The 17,524-nt window shown below is 39.5% G+C and carries 14 protein-coding genes and 1 pseudogene; 2 read left to right on the forward strand and 13 right to left on the reverse strand.

Annotated features, from left to right (window positions below):
- Positions 1 to 10: 10 nt before the first annotated feature.
- Positions 11 to 916, reverse strand: coding sequence for an AEC family transporter (locus BN2458_RS01850; RefSeq protein WP_034325457.1), 906 nt, complete (start codon positions 914 to 916; stop codon positions 11 to 13).
- A 194-nt stretch (positions 917 to 1,110) separates the two neighbouring features.
- Here BN2458_RS01850 and BN2458_RS01855 point away from each other — a divergent pair, with 194 nt between their 5' ends.
- Positions 1,111 to 2,211, forward strand: a complete 1,101-nt coding sequence (locus BN2458_RS01855) for an Mrp/NBP35 family ATP-binding protein (protein WP_034325459.1) — start codon at positions 1,111 to 1,113, stop codon at positions 2,209 to 2,211.
- Between the two features lie 136 nt (positions 2,212 to 2,347).
- Here BN2458_RS01855 and BN2458_RS01860 read toward each other — a convergent pair whose 3' ends face one another.
- The 10 genes and pseudogenes from BN2458_RS01860 to lysA all read right to left on the reverse strand — a co-directional run bounded on the left by BN2458_RS01860 (position 2,348) and on the right by lysA (position 14,403).
- Positions 2,348 to 3,091 carry an SIR2 family NAD-dependent protein deacylase gene (locus tag BN2458_RS01860; protein ID WP_034342220.1) on the reverse strand — a complete coding sequence of 248 codons (744 nt, stop codon included), beginning with the start codon at positions 3,089 to 3,091 and terminating at the stop codon, positions 2,348 to 2,350.
- 272 nt (positions 3,092 to 3,363) lie between these two features.
- On the reverse strand, positions 3,364 to 5,568 hold the full coding sequence (locus BN2458_RS01865) for a TonB-dependent receptor (RefSeq protein WP_058122027.1): 2,205 nt from the start codon (positions 5,566 to 5,568) through the stop codon (positions 3,364 to 3,366).
- A 163-nt stretch (positions 5,569 to 5,731) separates the two neighbouring features.
- A pseudogene (locus tag BN2458_RS10700) lies at positions 5,732 to 6,603 on the reverse strand (phosphate/phosphite/phosphonate ABC transporter substrate-binding protein).
- A 2-nt stretch (positions 6,604 to 6,605) separates the two neighbouring features.
- Positions 6,606 to 7,739 carry an acyl-CoA dehydrogenase family protein gene (locus tag BN2458_RS01875; RefSeq protein ID WP_034342121.1) on the reverse strand — a complete coding sequence of 378 codons (1,134 nt, stop codon included), beginning with the start codon at positions 7,737 to 7,739 and terminating at the stop codon, positions 6,606 to 6,608.
- 9 nt (positions 7,740 to 7,748) lie between these two features.
- Complete coding sequence (locus BN2458_RS01880) at positions 7,749 to 8,951, reverse strand: ferritin-like domain-containing protein (RefSeq protein ID WP_034342124.1); 1,203 nt, start codon at positions 8,949 to 8,951, stop codon at positions 7,749 to 7,751.
- A 231-nt stretch (positions 8,952 to 9,182) separates the two neighbouring features.
- Complete coding sequence (locus tag BN2458_RS01885) at positions 9,183 to 10,289, reverse strand: alpha/beta fold hydrolase (protein ID WP_034325470.1); 1,107 nt, start codon at positions 10,287 to 10,289, stop codon at positions 9,183 to 9,185.
- Positions 10,290 to 10,302: 13 nt separating this feature from the next.
- Positions 10,303 to 11,097: a glycoside hydrolase family 25 protein gene (locus BN2458_RS01890; RefSeq protein WP_034325471.1), complete on the reverse strand. Its 795-nt coding sequence runs from the start codon at positions 11,095 to 11,097 to the stop codon at positions 10,303 to 10,305.
- Positions 11,094 to 11,987: a DUF2156 domain-containing protein gene (locus tag BN2458_RS01895; protein ID WP_034325473.1), complete on the reverse strand. Its 894-nt coding sequence runs from the start codon at positions 11,985 to 11,987 to the stop codon at positions 11,094 to 11,096. The genes BN2458_RS01890 and BN2458_RS01895 overlap by 4 nt, the downstream gene beginning before the upstream one ends.
- Before the next feature lie 2 nt (positions 11,988 to 11,989).
- Entirely contained in the window at positions 11,990 to 13,075 is a 1,086-nt protein-coding gene (pheA, locus tag BN2458_RS01900; RefSeq protein ID WP_034342125.1) for a prephenate dehydratase, read from the reverse strand.
- 14 nt (positions 13,076 to 13,089) lie between these two features.
- Positions 13,090 to 14,403 (reverse strand): diaminopimelate decarboxylase, encoded by a 1,314-nt coding sequence (gene lysA, locus BN2458_RS01905; protein WP_034325477.1) that lies wholly within the window; start codon positions 14,401 to 14,403, stop codon positions 13,090 to 13,092.
- Positions 14,404 to 14,583: 180 nt separating this feature from the next.
- Between lysA and BN2458_RS01910 the strand changes: the two genes are divergently transcribed.
- Positions 14,584 to 14,991 carry a hypothetical protein gene (locus tag BN2458_RS01910; protein WP_034325478.1) on the forward strand — a complete coding sequence of 136 codons (408 nt, stop codon included), beginning with the start codon at positions 14,584 to 14,586 and terminating at the stop codon, positions 14,989 to 14,991.
- A 57-nt stretch (positions 14,992 to 15,048) separates the two neighbouring features.
- On the opposite strand, the gene BN2458_RS01915 is transcribed toward BN2458_RS01910, so the two are convergent.
- The gene (locus tag BN2458_RS01915) at positions 15,049 to 16,119 is read right to left on the reverse strand and encodes an ATP-binding protein (protein WP_034343480.1); all 1,071 of its coding nucleotides are present in this window, start codon (positions 16,117 to 16,119) and stop codon (positions 15,049 to 15,051) included.
- A gap of 73 nt (positions 16,120 to 16,192) precedes the next feature.
- The gene (metK, locus tag BN2458_RS01920) at positions 16,193 to 17,353 is read right to left on the reverse strand and encodes a methionine adenosyltransferase (RefSeq protein WP_034325482.1); all 1,161 of its coding nucleotides are present in this window, start codon (positions 17,351 to 17,353) and stop codon (positions 16,193 to 16,195) included.
- Positions 17,354 to 17,524 lie beyond the last annotated feature (171 nt).

Raw genomic sequence — 17,524 nt, forward strand, 5'->3', positions numbered from 1 at the left:
ATTCTATTTTTTAAGTAAGTTGAAGCCACAGCGGCACACTCACAAAGCTCAGTAAGATTCCAAAAGCGATAGCACTCACGGCGAGTTTTGCATTAAGTCCCGCACGAATCACAATCGCACCAGCACTCACTACAGGGGGCATTGCCACCTCAATAAGTGCCATACGCCACAAATCATTAAACCCACCAAAGCCTATAAACACGATAGCCAAAAGAACTAATGGCGCGATAAACATTTTGCCAAAGAGCAAAAGTGCGGTGAGTCTCCATTCCTCCTTAATGCCCCTTAGGCTCATCTGCACTCCAATGGCAAAGAGTGCGACAGGTGTGGCAGTAAGAGCTAGACTTTTGAGCGGAACAAAAAGTTCATCAGGTATTTCTAGTGGTATGAATTTCAGCACCAAGCCAGAGAGGAGGGCAAGAAAGAGCGGGCTGCGAAAGAGGCGCGATGTAATGGCTCTTGCGCTAAAAACGCCTTTTCCGCCAAGACTTAAGATTAAGGGTGCGAGAAAGGCGATAGGAATGCCTGTAACAATTTGGTCATAAATAATAACCTTGTTTGCATACTCTTCGCCGAGTGCGCCATTGACGATAGGTAGTCCGAGAAAAAGCGTATTGCCAAATGCGCCCATAAAGCTTAGAGTAAGGATAGAATGGGGGTGGAGTTTTGCAATCTTGCCGATGATAAAAAGCACTGCACCACCGCTTAGGGAGCAGAGGAAGCTTATTACACATACAAGGGCAAAGTCTGTATTTATCTCGGCGTGATAAGTGCCATTAAAAATTTGTGCGGGGAGGGCGAAATTAAGTAAGAATCCAAGCAATATTCCACTTTGCTTATTGCCAACAAGGCGCAGGAGTTTAGCGATATAGCCGATGAGGACAAAAACACATACACTATAAATCGCAAGAAGCATTAGAGTTCTCCGGTTTAGAATCTGCTACTGAAGCAGTGCCTAGGTGCTTTGGATTCTAATATAGTTCTTTAAATATTGGTGATTGAAAGGGGCAAGATTCTAAATTAAATTTTACTTGCTATAATCGCGCTTTTTTAGTCCGTGGCACATCGGCTTATGCCTTGAGCCTACACAAATAACAAAAAGGATAAGATATGGCATTGCAAGAAGAAATTACTGATATTTTGAAAAAGGTGATTTACCCTAATTTTCAAAAAGATATTGTGAGTTTTGGCTTCCTCAAAGAAGTAAGTGTGAGTGAAAATGCGGTAAATATCCGCGTGGATATACCCTCAAGCGCACCAGAGGTAAGCGAAAAGTTGAGGCAGGAGATTAGCCAAAAGCTAGATTCTGTATTGCAAAATAAGACTTTGAATCTGCTCATCAATATCCCCCAACCCGCGCCCAAAAAAGAACCAAAGGCGAAGAATCTCGCCCCACATATTAAGCATTTTGTAATGGTAAGTTCGGGCAAAGGCGGAGTGGGGAAATCCACAAGCAGTGTGAATCTCGCTATTGCCTTAGCACAGCAGGGCAAAAAGGTGGGACTACTTGATGCGGATATTTATGGTCCTAATATCCCTCGAATGCTCGGGCTTAATGCGACAAAGGCGCAGGTTGATGAGGGGCAAAAAAAGCTCCTCCCGCTTAAAGCCTTTGGTATAGAAATGATGAGTATGGGGGTGCTTTATGATGAGGGGCAGAGCCTCATTTGGCGTGGTCCTATGATTATGCGTGCGATTGAGCAAATGCTAACTGATGTGCTATGGAGCAAACTTGATGTGCTTGTGATTGATATGCCACCGGGCACGGGAGACGCACAGCTTACACTCGCCCAAAGTGTGCCTGTGAGCGCGGGGGTAATCGTTACTACACCACAAAAGGTAAGCCTTGATGATAGCGCACGAAGCCTTGATATGTTTGATAAGCTCAAAGTGCCAATTGCAGGGATTATTGAAAATATGAGTGGGTTTATCTGTCCAAACTGCGGGGAGGAGTATGATATTTTTGGCAAAGGCACGAGCGAGAGCCTAGCTCAAAGTTACAATACAGCGATCTTGGCACAAGTGCCGCTTGAACCAAAGGTGCGTGAGGGTGGGGATAATGGCAAACCAATTACTTTCTTCGAGCCAGATTCTAAGTCTGCGCAGAGTTATAGAGAAGCCGCCGAAAAACTCGTGCAGATGTTACAAAAGGTAGAAGCACAAAATCTTGCAGATAATAAAGATATTCAACCCACACAAATGAAGCGTTAAGACATAAAGCAGTTTGTAGATACTTTAAAAGTTTTGCAGTCTTAGAATCTTGTGCGAGATTCTAAGATAAGTCTTTGAGGGCTTATTGCGAGGATTCTATATATAGATAGAAACCACCGCATTCTAAAAGCCCAATCTAGTTTTTACCCTCATTAAAAAAATCACAAAGTGCCTCTTGTATCTGCTCTATTGCCTGTGTAGCAGGTTTATAATAAATCGTATCAAATACAGATTCTGCAATGGAATTTGAGGGCTCTAAATTATTGAGGATTTTTAAGCCAATCTTGTGTTTGTATTCACAGCGTGCAAGGATAGAGCTAATATCTACAACATTACCGCTTGTGCCAATAACTAGCACGCAATCCCTAAAATTTAAAGATTCAAAAATCTCATACATTGTCGCATATTGCGGTGCTTTCTCATAAAAAAACACAATGAAAGGTTTGAGCTTTTCATAGCCACAATTTGGGCAATTATGTGGCTCAAAATGAGTGTATCCTATATCAAAGATATACTCACATTTGGGGCATATAATTTTGCTTAATTGCCCGTGTAAATGAATGATATTGCTTGCTCCGGCGCGCTCTAGCAAATCATCAACATTTTGCGTGATGTGAATCACCTCTATATCTTGCTTTGCTTTGAGACTATGAGGAAGTGTGGCTAAAAACTTATGCATAGCATTAGGTTGGACTTTGCCTAGCTCCTCGCGCCGCAAATTATAGAATCTATGCACAAGTGCAAAATTTTCTAGCCAATTTTCATAATTACAGACTTCCATAGGGTCATACTGCGCCCATAATCCGCCATTATCCCTAAATATTTCTAGTCCAGATTCCGCGCTTAATCCTGCTCCACTGAATATTACAAGTTTTGGCATTGTTGTTCCTTAAGATTAATTTAATATACAGTAACTCATTGCGTAGAAAATATAAGGAGATAGGAACTCTTCCAGAAAAAGTCTAGAGTTTAGCTTTTTCAGTGAAAGAGTCCTATGAGCAAATTTGCTTCAAAGTTTTATCTCTAGCTTGGATAGTCGCCGTGGAAGATCAACTGCTAGAGATAAAACTTTTGAGGTTCACGGAAACTATCGGCTGGCATCATACTGCTATTTCTAACGAAAGTCAAGCATTATAAACATAATAAATTTTACTAAAATGTATATCGTCCCTCGATAAATGCACTGCGTCCTTGCCCGATTAAAAATCCATATCCTGCAATGCTATCACTCGCATCGCCATTGTAGTAGCTATAATAAAATGTATCAAAGACATTTCGCACGCCTCCGCTTAAAGATAAATCCCCAAATTTCGCGCTTAAGCCTATATCTGTAAGAGAATAAGCCTTAATCGTATCCCCACTTATGTCTTTTTGACTACCATAGAATGTATTCTGATTCCATAAATGCCAAATTTTACTTAATGCAACATTAAAACCAAAAGTGCCTTTATAGTTACTCACATATGGAATCCTATCTTTCACGCTCACGCTATTATTTTTAAGAATCCGTGCATCGATATAAGTAAAACTCTCGCTTAAAGATAATCTCCCATCAAAGAGATATTGTTCTGAAAAAGCCTCTATACCTGCTCTTTGTGTCCTATCATAATTACCATACTGCACACCCGAAACACTATGAGCGTTACCAATGGTATAAAATTCATTCTGTGTCAATGTATAATATGCACTTGCACTTACCATTGCCACATTACCCACAAAATCTTTGAAACCTAGCTCAAAGGTATCATAAGTTTCTTTTTTCAAATCAGTGGGAAGATAAGTCCTACTTTGTCTTCTTAAAAGTGAGTTTGGGCTTGGAGAAAAGTATCCTCTCTCATATTTTGCATACACATTACCAGAATCTCTATAATGATAATTTGGTGTAATCTCGAAGGCAAAGTTATGCTGTGTATCTTCTAGATTACCTTTTGTTCCATTTGCACTACTAATGATGGTATTTATTATAGGATTAAACACACTTCCAGTATTTGCATCATATAATCCACCTTGTGTATTATAAACAACATCAGCTTTATATGTGGCTGCTTCATATCGCACCCCACCTGTGAGTGAAAAGTCTTTTGTAAAATCATATTTTTCTAACACATAAAGTGCATTGCTCCATTTGCTCCCCTCAAATGGAATATTCATCGCGTGTCTATAAGTCATTGGATTGCCACTATTCATACTATTTACAACTCCACCGGTAGCCCATATGTATTGATTCATTACGCGTTTTCCATAATTATAAATAGATTCTAATCCCAAATAAAAATGTCCATTCTTGTGCTTTACGTCATATTTTGCTATAAGTCCAGCCTTTTGGTCATCAAATAAAGAGCCACTTTGGTCGGCATAAGTCCCACTCCAAGAAGTTCCATAGGCTATATATTGACTTAGGCGTGTTATAGAATCTATATAGCTAATTCTATTGAGGTGATAAAAGGCTTTGAGGTCAAAATTTGCATTTTCGCTCATCTTACTTTTATAGCCCACACTCACATCAAGCCGTTGTTGTTTATTGTGTAAATCCCCATTTCCTGCACTTTTTCTATCGCTTTTGCTCGGGTTTGCTCTATCCATAAAGGAGTTGTTAGGCGTTGTATCAATCAAACCTATAAAATAATCTATATCAAAGCTAAGAGAAGACCCCCCCCCCGCAAAATCTTTGATAATACCCATATTAACTTGCCCACCACTTGTTTTGTCATTTATCCTAGGACCTTCACGATTGATATATGCCACCCCAAGCGAGATATGAGTATCCTCACCTATTTTTGTGCCAAATTTCGCATCGGCATTATAACTATTGCCTGTGGAAGCAATGATATTGCTATAACTAAGCCCTGCGCTAAAAAATGGTTTAGCAAATCGCCTTTGTGTGATGATATTTACAACACCACCTCTTGTGCCATTTCCATACATCACAGCTCCTCCACCTGGCAAAATCTCAATAGATTCGATGCTTGCTGGTGAAAGAGTGTTGAGTGGCGTAACGCCGTGGGAGCTATCTAGCATATTAGAATATATACCATTTATCAACACCTGCACAGAAGTATTCGCACGATTACCTTGCCCCCTTAAATCAAGATTGCTTCCTAAACCGACATTTGCCAACCCAACAAAAGGTGTATAAGAAAAAATATCAGTAGTAGAACGATAACCTTTATCAATAATGTTTTCTTTATCAATCTCATAAACATTACGATTAAGTTCATCAAGTCTCGTGTTCATCATAGAGCCATATACGATAGATTTGCTAAGATTCACAGATTTAGAATCTGAAATTATCTCATCACCTAAAGCTATTTGAGCTATTACTCCTAACAGAGTAAAAGATAATAAACATTTTTTCATTGACTCTCCTTTGCAATCATTTTTATAATTACAAGTATATAACAAAATAAGTAAAATCAATCTTAAGAATTATTATTAATTAAATAATTACAAAACAGATTGTAAGCCTCCCTAAAGGAGACTATATGGCTATTTTCTTGGAAGCACACAAACCCCATTAAGTTTAAGAGTGGGGTAAATTTAAGAGATGTTGTTCTCCCATTGCTTGAGCAATCTCTTCATATCCTTTCAATGCGTTTTCATCACACAAAACCCATTCATTAAGTCCCTCTAAACTCATCATATGTGCAATTTTTGGGTCATTTTTAAGGGCATTTTGTGATTTCATCATTTCTACAAAGCTTCTTTTTAAGTAAGAATCAAAACTTTTTAGGGTTGTAAAATTACAATGACAATAAGCAGGGCTTGTGTAAAAATTCACCATTTGAGGATAATTTCCCTCTTGCATAACCCTCACCCAAGTAGTAGAGCCAATCGCTCCTGCATCTAGTTCTCCACTTTTTATTTTATCCAGCACATCAAATTCACTTCGCCCTGTATCGCCGTGTTTGCCCACATCGCTATTAAAGCGATAGACTTTAAGTGTATCATTGCACTTGATTGATGCAGAGAATCTAAAGGCATCTCTTTAAGTGCAAGTGAGGCTTGTTGCAAATAAAATAAAGGCATAATCGCCGCTTGAGCAGAATCTAAACTCCCTAAACCAAATTTTTTACCCTTCAAATCCTCTAAACCCTTCATTGTATCTCTTTTGGCTACAAATACACTTTTAAAGCCAATATCAGTATCGCGCATTAAAATTGCCTCTGCACCATTATTTGTGCAATGCCTAGAGCGGATAAAAGCCACATTTGTATTCCAAGCAATATCTATTTTTCCCTCTTTAAGCCACTGCACTTGCCGCTCATAGTTGCTAAATAACACATAATCTAGCCTTATATCTTTAAAATAATCATTAGCATATTCCCTAATCGTATCCCAAATAGGGACAATTTGTGGCGCATACGCCACTGCACCTACTAAAATTGACTTCATATTTACTCCTTTGGTAAAAGTGCATCAGAAAGCCACACTTGTAAAATATCAAGACTTGGCGCCATTACTTGTGAAGCGAACGCATCTCGCAAATATCGCTCTAGTGGCAAGAGCTTACTATAAGCTTTTCCTCCACCAAGTCGCATTGCAAGAGCACAAATGTCCATAACAAGCTGTGTGGCGTTAATCCTACACGCAAATATTTTGCACATTGCATCAGATTCTTTATTATCAAATGCCCTTGCAGCCTCTTTTGTCAGTGCAATTTGGCTTTGCGTTTTGGTATAGAGTTCTGCGATATGGATTCTCACTAACTCTTTATCTGCCAAAGAGGAGCCATCAGTATATTTTCTACTCTTACAATGACTAAGTGCGCATTCATAAGCAGCCTTTCCCACACCGCTATACACCCCTCCAAGCCCAACGACAAAATACATTGCTACAACTCCAGCTTGCGCTTCACCCTCTCCGTCTTTGCCTAGCAAATATTGTTTTGTATGAAGCTTCACATCATTATATTGCACAGGTTTTGAGACATTTCCGCGCATACCTAATCCATTCCACACGCCCTCTTCGTGATAAATACCCTGTGCATTATGAGGTGTAATCCAATTATTTTTACCACCATTTACCTTGCAAGAATTTGTATAAGTAAGATAATAGTTAGCTTGTTGAGCCGAAGTTACAAAGCTTTTGCGCCCTTTTAAGATTCTATACTCTCCCGCTTCTGTCTCTGTTATATCAGGCAAACCAAAGTGTGTCCCAGAGCCACTTTCACTATAAGCAAGAGCAAAAGAAATCTCCCCTTTTGCTATTTTTGGCAAAAATTCCTCTTTTTGCCCCTTTGTCCCAAAAGTTGCAATACAAGCCGTTGCAACATTGTGCATCATATAACAAAGTGCAGTAGAAGCATCAAATTGTGCTAAAGTATAACAAGTTAAAGCGTGATGAGAGCAATTTCCACCGCTTCCGCCATACTCTTTAGGCACAAGTAGCCCCATAAACCCTTGCTTTTTGAGCTCATCATAGGCTTCTTTTGGGAATCTTGCTTCTTTGTCAATAGATTCTGTATGAGGAGCAACAAATACCTTACCAAACTCCGCTGCTTTTTGTTCTAAGTTTTCCAAACTTAACATATTTTCTCCTTACATAAAATTAGGTGTATGAGCCCTGCTTAAATCAAGGGCAAGTTCCTCATCAATGCCACATTCCACAAGCCGCTTTGTGCGATTTTTCTCCATTTTTTTCTTTAATTCCTGCACCTCCTCAAATCCATTTGAAATTAACGCGCTATCCTCACCTCCTCCACGCAATAGAGCCATAGATTCTAAAAGCAGGGAGGATTCTCCACTTTGCGCATCTAAATAATTTTTACGCGCAAAAACGACTTCCTTTAAGGCAGCAATTTTGGCAGGATTTTGTGCTATTGCTTGTTTCACATTATTGATTCCATAGGCAACGTGGCGACTTTCATCTTTCCTTGCTAAAGCAAGTAAATATGCACTCGCCTCATCTCCTAATGCCCTAAAGCTCTCCTCTAAAAACTTTAATAAATCAATGAAAGTCCCTTCCCCCATAATATGCAGCAAAAAGCTAGATTTGAAATAATCTTTCTCATTCCACAGGCTAAAAAGGCTTTGTTGTGTTGTAAGTGTGGAGTATTGCACACCAAGCCCTGTAATATTTGCCCTTTTGATAAAAGATTCTATATGTCGGCTCTCATCACCGATAATAGAGGAGAGTAAAAGCGGAATAGGCGTGAAAAAGGGTGAAATCTGCCCTAAAAATCGTGCGGGGATATACAGAGCTGAAAACTCATTTTCAGTTAAATAAGTCATAATCTGTGCGATTGCAAATTGCAGGGCTGGGCTAAACTCTGGTATTTCTTGCCATTTTATATCTGTGGTGGCATTCCATTGCGACTTTTTAGAATCCTCATAAATTTGCAAAGCATTACTGCTCCAAATATTATTATTAGATTCTATACCAAAATGATAATTTGGACTTGCCAATTCCACTTGCACACCATTTGGTGCTAAACCTTGAGCCGATGGACTTATGTGAGAATGACAATCAAATTTTTGGAATCTTGTGGGGGATTTTTTGCACAAGATATATACAAAATTACCCTTAGAATCTGCATTTTGACTTATTGCACACTTTTGGACAAACTCCTCACCTTTGAAAGCACACCACATCATCAAATCATTTTCTAAATTATCTACATCACTTACAACTTCTATCAATGCGCCTTTTTCTGTTAATAAAAAAGCATTTTCAAGTCGTATAAAAAAGAGTGTGCTTGCAGGCAATGCGCCCATAAAAACACAGGATTTTGAATTTTGCATAAAATGACTTCATTAAAATTTATGAGCCTATAAGAAGACTTGTTTTCTTTCACCCTGAAAGCTTATTTGAGTGCATTAATGCTACACATAATTAACTTAAGATAAAATAATTCCTATGCTTCAAATATCAAATGCCAAACACATTGCATCTTTTGCAGACAATTCAAGGAGATTTGAGAGAGGATAAGAGTAAAGTTCCTTTAAAGAGGTAACCGACTCCTTTGAGCGTATCTACTTCTTACTTAGCTTTGTTATAAAGCATATAATATCACTTAGCACTTGTTCTTTATTTATCTCGTTTAGAATCTCGTGCCTTGCGCCCTCATAAAGTATCAACTCCATATTAAAACCGCATTGTTGGTATTGATATGCAATTTTTTCTACACCTACGCCAAAATTTCCGCAACTATCACTTTTGCCACTTATAACCAAAAGTGGCAAACCCTCACCTTTTAAATCTTGCATATCATTGACATATTTCATACCCTCAAAAAGTCCTATAAAACTTTGTAGGCTAAAGATAAACTGACACGCGCTATCTGCCTTATATGCCTCAACTACGGCTTTATCGCGACAAAGCCACGCAAAGCCACCTTTTGTATTATCCTCGTCCTTATTGCATAAAAATGGCTTATTGAAGCTCCCAAAAGATAGCCCATTTATGAGTGCCTTGCCACGAGATTCTAAACCGCATTGATGCAGGATTTGCGCGAGAAATTTGCCAAGATTCACAAGTGGATTATATGCTGGCGAACCCGAAAGAATAAGCGCATTTATTTCATATTGATAGTTTTTAATGTAAGAGCGGGCAAGAAGTGAGCCCATAGAATGCCCAAGTAGCACATAATGCGTGGGTTTAAAACGTGCCTTGATAATCGTAGTAAGTTCGTGCATATCCGCCACTGCGCGCATAAAGCCACTGAGATTCTGTGTATCTTTTTGTGGCGCATTTGATATTTTTGCATTATTTTGTAAATCATCATTTTGCATCTTGTTTAAGCTTTCTGTATCCATTGTATTTTCCGCATATCCTAAGCCCTGCGTTTTGCCTTTCATCTCACCCCACGGGTGTGTGCTATCTATGCTTTTGCCGTGTCCTCTATGGTCGTTAATGACTACAACAAAGCCTTTTTGTGCCAACTGCATACCTACCCATTCATATCTTCCCTTATGCTCGACCATTCCGTGTGCGATTTGCACCACTATGCGAGATTTTAAACTTTGAGAATCTGTGCTGGATTCTATTATTTGAGAATCCATATATACATCGTAAAATATTCGCAGATAATCTACGCTTGATTGAAAGCTTAAATCAAGCTCCTTTATGATGTTTTGCATTCATTTCCTTTAATTAGGGATTTTTAGAGCTTTGCGCATTGTTTTGAATCCATCTCTTCAAATCTGTTTCATCACCATTAAATACATTTAAATCAATGTATTTTTCTGCACCCCGATAGCCTTTTAAAATGCCCTTTGGATTGTATTGCCAAAATACCCAAGCGTCTTTGTCAAAATATACATTAAAGAGTCGCGCCCATAGAGAATCTGGCGCGAAAAAAACAGACCTTATCCATAATGGATTATCTTTATATCGCCCGCGTAAATATATATCATAAAAACTCGGCGTAGTATAAATAATAGGCTTCACTCCATAGTATTGCTCTAAGCGCAAGAGAAGATTATCAAGCTCTTTATACACAGATTGAGCGCTTGGAGGATTGCTTGCCTTTGTGCCATAAAACTCTATATCTACTACAGGCGGCAAGCTCTTAGGCAATTTAGAATCTTGCACATTGCGAATAAAATTCTCTGCCTGTGTAAGTCCGCTGCTATCAAAGCTAAAAAAATGATATGCCCCCACATATAGCCCAGAATCTCTTGCGGAGGCGAAATTATATGAAAAATGTTTATCCACCCAACTGCTACCCTCTGTGGCTTTGATAAAGGCAAAGCTAATGCCTTGCTCTTTGAGTATTTTCCATTCAATATGTCCTTGATGGGCAGAGACATCTACGCCCTTTATGGGATAAGACTTATCACTAGGCATATTAAACCACACAAGCCCATTGTTTTGCAGGATAAAAAACATCCCTCCGAGCACACAAAGAACGATAATATCAATAAAAAAGAAACCTATTTTTTTCACATTTTAAACCTCGCATTCGACTTTTCTAGCAAAAATGCGGGCTGATAGGAAAGCTTTGCCTTACGCAACCCTTCTATGCCTAAATCCTCCTCGCGATTAGCATATTGCGTGTGCGAAAAAGTATGTTTGAGTAAGGCTTGATTAATCGCCTGATATGCGCCATTAAATATGATATTTGCCTTTTCAATATGTATCAATGCGCAATCTTTATCAAGCTCCTCACCAAAGCTAAAAGCGGCGATTTCATTATCAATACGCAAAATTCCACCTTGCAAACTCAGCTCGTCAAAATATGTGAGTGAATCATTTATGCCAAGATTCTCAAAATACAATCCCTTGTCATCTTTGTTTGCATTGCTATACCATAAGTTATTTACAGCAATAACTTCATCAATGTTTGTGCTACTTATAGTTTCAAATTTTGTTTGTGGATACTGCAGATAAAAGCGGTTGAGGTGATTTTTCTTTTTGTGAAACTTGCGCCCAGTGAGCGAGATAAGCTCCTGCGTATTGTAGATATAATCAAATCTATCACGTTGCTTTTCTATCTCAAATTGTCCCGGAAAGTCGCGTGCTAGCTCATCACATTCTTCTTGTGTGAGTGAGTGAAACTCAAGTGGGAGATTCAAAGTCTTGTAATACGCAATAAGTGCCTCGATAATGGGCTTTTTATCCCCCTTTCCTAGAGGATAAAAAATAAAGGGATTTGCATTTGGGTAGCGCGTTTGAATCACACAATGCCCTTGTAGCAAGGCAAAGCTAATCTCCCGTGCGTGTCGCCACATAAACATATTTGTAAAGCTTGTATCCGCAATCCACCGTCCTTGCACGCTCACAAAAGGTTGTAAAACCGCCCTATCGCTTAATTCTAATAACTTAAAATTTATCATTTCTACTCCCGCATATCTGTGAAAACATAACTCCCAAGCCATTTTATCTCATCAGCTCGTTTATTTAGCAGTCTCTGCAATGGTGCATCTTTGTAATGTCCCTCGCAATCGATAAAAAATCCCATTCTAAAGTCGTTACTATCGCGCACAGGACGAGATTCTATGCGTGTAAGATTAATGCCTTCTTTTTCAAAATCACCGAGTAGCCGAAATAAATCCCCCACTTGGTCTTTTTCTTTAAGATTTACAAAAAGCGAGGTTTTGTCTCTTTCACTCGGTGCCATTTCAAAATCGCTTATAATGGCAAAGCGCGTTTTGTTGTTTGTAGAATCTTCAATATCCTCAAACATCAAGGGTAGTTTGTATATCTTACCAGCGATTTTTGAGCCAATCGCCGCGCTGTTTGGATTGTTTGCAGCAAGCTGCGCCGCGCGCGCGGTAGAATCTGTGGGAATCTGCTCGATGTGGTGAAGATTATGCGCGTTGAGAAAGTTACGACACTGCCCAAAAGCAATATCCTTAGAATAAATGGTTTTAATCTCGCTTAAATGTTCGCAATTACTCAAAAAGCTATGGTGAATAGGTAAAATCATATCCGCAATAATCTTGCAGTCAAACCGAGCAAGTAGGTCGATACTCTCGCCCACCATTCCATTTGTGTTGTTTTCAAGTGGCACAACGCCGTATTTTACACGTTTGGCGCATAATGCCTCAAATACCGCACTAATGGTATTAAGTGGTATATATTCGCTCATTGCGCCAAATCGTTCTTCTGCCGCCTGATGCGTGTAGCTGCCAATAGGACCTAAAAAGGCGACTTTTTGAGGAAGTTCAAGGTTGCGCGAAATTGCAAAAATCTCTTGATAAATAGCCTCAATCGCGTGTAAATTCATAAATCTGCTATTTTTTGTGCCAAGCCTTTGGATAATCTGCTTTTCACGTTCGGGACGATAAATCGCACCACCATATTTATGCTTATACTCACCCACTTGTGCCACGAGCGACATACGCTTTTCTAATGCATCAAAAATCGCATCATCGACTTTATCAATCTGTGCGCGTAGCTCTTGTAATATGTTTTCTTGCATTTTGCTGCTCTCCCTCAATCACACTTAAAATCTTTATAATTTTGTAATAACTCTGCCTCATCTCTCATTATATCATCAAGAGATTCTCTATGCTTAATGATGCGAACATCTTCTCCCATAAAAGCTACTTCGGCAGGACGCGGACGCGTATTGTAGTTACTCGCCATACTCGCTCCATATGCACCGGCATTTTTTATCATCAGCACATCTCCAGCTTTGAGTGGAGGTAAAAGCGCATTTTTTGCGAGAAAATCGCTACTCTCACATATTGGTCCCACGACATCGCATAGGCTTTTGTTTGACTCGGGTGCATTTGCCAAATTCTGTGAATCTTGTGTGATTTTAGAATTCTGCGAATCCTCTATATTTTTAGGATCCTGTGTATCTTTAGCTTCTTTTGCAAGGCATACCTCGTGCGTGGCATTATACAGCGATGGGCGCATTAAATCATTCATAGCCGCATCAACAATCACAAATCGTTTCGCTCCATTGTGTTTTTCATACAACACACTTGTAAGCAACACGCCACTTTCTCCCACCAAAAATCGCCCGGGTTCGCAAATAATTGTCAAGTCAAGCCCATACAATGCGCTTAGAATCGCCTGTGCATAGTCATATGGCTCAATCAAAGATTCATTAGTATATCGTATGCCAATGCCACCGCCCACATCAAAGAATTTCAAATCAATTTTGAGTGCAAGGAGGCTATGGGCAAGTTCTGCGATTTTTTGCGCGGATTGCCTAATTGGTTCTAGGTCTGTGAGCTGTGAGCCAATATGGAAGTGAATCCCCACTGGCTCGAGATTTTTAGCATTTTTTGCAAAAATATACATCGCCTTTGCTTGTTCAATATCCACGCCAAATTTATTCTCGTGCAAACCTGTGGAGATGTAGGGGTGGGTCTTTGGGTCAATATTTGGATTCACACGCACAGAGATACGCGCAACTTTATCGATATTTTTTGCTAAAGATTCTACGCGGGATAATTCCTCTTCGCTCTCGACATTGATAAATAAGATATCACTTTGTAAAGCCTCTAAAATCTCGCTATCGCTTTTCCCCACACCACTAAAAATAATTTTATATTTAGGAATCCCGGCTCTTAAAGCGCGTCTTACTTCACCGATAGATACACAATCCGCTCCGCTCCCAAGTTGAGCTAGGTGATGAATAATAGAGAGATTAGAATTTGCCTTTAATGCATAGCAAATAAGCGATTTTCGCGCCTTGAAAGCGTTCTTTATAGCATTAAAGGCATTTGTGATATGCGCCAAATCATACGCATAAAGGGGCGTTTTATAGGTCTTGGCAAGCTCTACATAGTCCATATCTACTCCTATTTTACCGCGCATACTTTAGCTATGCTTCAAGTAAGCAAGGCAAGATTGTGCTTAAGATTCTACAAATTTGATGTGTAAGGTTTGTTTATCGCGCAATTTTATCCACAATAGCATAATATTATGTTAAAATCATCGTTTTGCTTTAATAAAATAATATTAAGGAATGTTATGGTTTTATCACCAGATAGTGTATTTATGCTTGTAAGTATATTTTGTGTAGCGATTTTTGTGCTAGTAACTATGCTGTGGCTCTTTGGTCCAGCACCAAAAAAACTAGAATCTGAAAACGAAGAAAAAGGTATTGTAACTATCGAAGAAATTATGAAGGTTTTAGATAATCCACGAAGCACTCTTACTAAGCTCACAGAAGCCGCGGATAATTTTTTTGAAAACTATGACAAGCTCGAGCTAAGCGACTACCGCAAGAGAAGTTTTCTTTTTGCGATAACGGTTCATCATAATACTTCTACTGAACTCATCGTAAAGACAGAGGAGAAGCTACGAGAGCTCAATCCGACCCTAGCGCGAGATTTGAATAAAACGCTCAATCGCGCCCTTGACGCAAGGAGTTTATAATTTTTTGCCTTTGTTGATAGTTATAAGTCTTACCCTGCGGGATTTTAGAGTGAGATTCTAAATCAAATCTATACTAAATTCTAAGGCAAAGTTAATAAAACTCATCGCTACCCATTGTAAGGGTTGTGGAGCGTGTATCTCTCCATTTCCCTCGAAATCAAAAGTAATGATGAAAATACTTGTATAGGGTGCATTGAGCTTTGTAAGCTTAGATTCTATACTTTCACTTGTGGCAAAGGGGAGAAAGAGAAACGCGCCAAGTGCACAAACAAATTCCCCCATATCCCCATAGCTCACCTCTGTGCTAACATTGAATCTCTCGCAAAAGTGATAAAGTTCTAAGAGGAGCATATTTTCTAGCATAGCTTGTAGGTTTTTTTCAATCCTCACGCAAAGCGGGAGCGTGAAATCATAAAAATACAGCTTCTTATGCGCGTTTGTGATGTGGGGCACGAAGTGGATGATGCCTCGCTCTTGCAGTGAGCGCAGGAGTGGGTAGATTCTATCCTTTGAGATTTTATGTGATTTTTTTAGTAATGTGTAAATGTGGTGCGTGCTGAATTTTTGTGCTTGGAGTGGGAGCAGGGCGCAAAATAGGTTAAAGTCATTCCAAAGGGCAAGTTTGAGCATATCCTGTTTATACAAGACCTTTTGATATGTAGGGAGCAGGGCGACTTTAGCGAGGTTGCCCTCTTTCAAAAAAGCGTTAAAGAGGTGATGAAGCGAGAGATTTTTATTATCAAAACTCACATATTCTTCAAAGCTTAGGGCGCGAATATGTTTTGGCTTGAAGTCCTCTGGACAGAGCGTGAGAGAATCTGCGATAAGGATAATGTGATTGAGATTTGGTAAAGAAATATGAGGTGTGTAATTATCGATGATGAGAAGCTCGAGTTTGCGCTCAAGGTAGGATTTGAGAATAAAGGCATTTGCAGATTCTATATCGGTGCGACAATCCTCGCAATTAATATAGAGCGTATTTTTATGCCCCTTGCTATATAAAAGTGCTAATGCACTTTTGCCCACACCCGGTGCGCCATAGAGAAAGGTTTTGCCTACTTTTATACCATATCGGCGAGGTAGCGCACTCTGTGCGCCCTCAAGGTAGGATTTAGAAAGATCCTGCATTATACTTTATACCCTGTTGTACGAGATTCCCCAAAGTGAGTAAGCTTTTAGAATTTCGCCTGTTTTGTAGAAACTATTTAATACCGCAAAAATCCTTAATTGCCTCAACTTTATCTGTTCTCTCCCAAGTGAAGTCTGGCAACTCCCGCCCAAAATGTCCATAGGCTGCGGTTTGACGATAGATAGGGCGGAGTAAGTCTAAAGATTCTATAATACCCTTTGGTGTGAGGCGGAATACCTTTTTCACGCATTCAGTGAGTTTAGAATCTTCAACTTTTCCTGTGCCTTGCGTATCAACTAAAATTGATACAGGCTCTACCACGCCGATAGCATAGGCTACTTGCACGACTGCTTTATCACATACGCCACTAGCGACAAGATTCTTAGCGACATAGCGCGCTGCATACGCTGCGCTTCTATCTACCTTACTTGGGTCTTTTCCGCTAAAAGCACCGCCGCCGTGCGGGCAGCTTCCGCCATAGGTATCTACGATAATTTTACGCCCTGTAAGTCCCGCATCGCCTTGCGGTCCGCCGATAACAAACTTTCCGGTGGGATTCACAAAATAGCGGATATTATCGTTTAAAAATTCCTTTGGTAGCACTTTTTGCACGATTTCTTCAATCACAGAATCTTTAAGATGATTTTGTTGTGTTTCCGGGCTGTGCTGCGTTGAGATAACAATCGTATCAATACTTGCAGGTTTGCCATTTTCATAGCGCACGGTTACTTGGCTTTTGCCATCAGGGCGTAAGAAAGGCAAAGTGCCATCTTTACGCTTTGCCGCTAAACCTTCTGTGAGACGATGAGAGAGCCAAATAGGCAGTGGCATAAGTGAGGGCGTTTCTCTACACGCATAGCCAAACATTAGCCCTTGGTCGCCCGCACCAATCTCGCCATCTTCTCTATCCACGCCTTGATTAATATCTGGGCTTTGCTCACCAATGCCATTAAGCACCGCAGCAGAGCGATAATCAAAGCCATAGAGCGCATCAGTATAGCCAATCTCCTGCACTACTTTTCGCGCAATGTCCTGCATAGGGGCGTAAATGTGAGTTTTGAGCTCACCTGCAATTACGCAAAAGCCATTGCTCACGAGTGTTTCACACGCTACACGCGCCTTTTTATCACGCTCAATGATGTAGTCAAGCACCGCATCACTGATTTGGTCAGCCATTTTGTCTGGATGTCCTTCGGTTACAGATTCCGAAGTAAAAAGAAATGATTTTGACATAAACTCACCTTGTAATTTGAATTTTGTGCGGGATTCTATCACAAAAAATTAATATTACAATATGTATTTTGCATTTTTGTTTATTTTTTACACAATTCATTAATTCAAAAAAAAAGAAAATAATTCTAAGATAATTCTTAAGATATATTGTATTATAAGATAACATTGATT

It is taken from the genome of Helicobacter typhlonius (assembly GCF_001460635.1).
Lineage (GTDB): Bacteria > Campylobacterota > Campylobacteria > Campylobacterales > Helicobacteraceae > Helicobacter_C > Helicobacter_C typhlonius.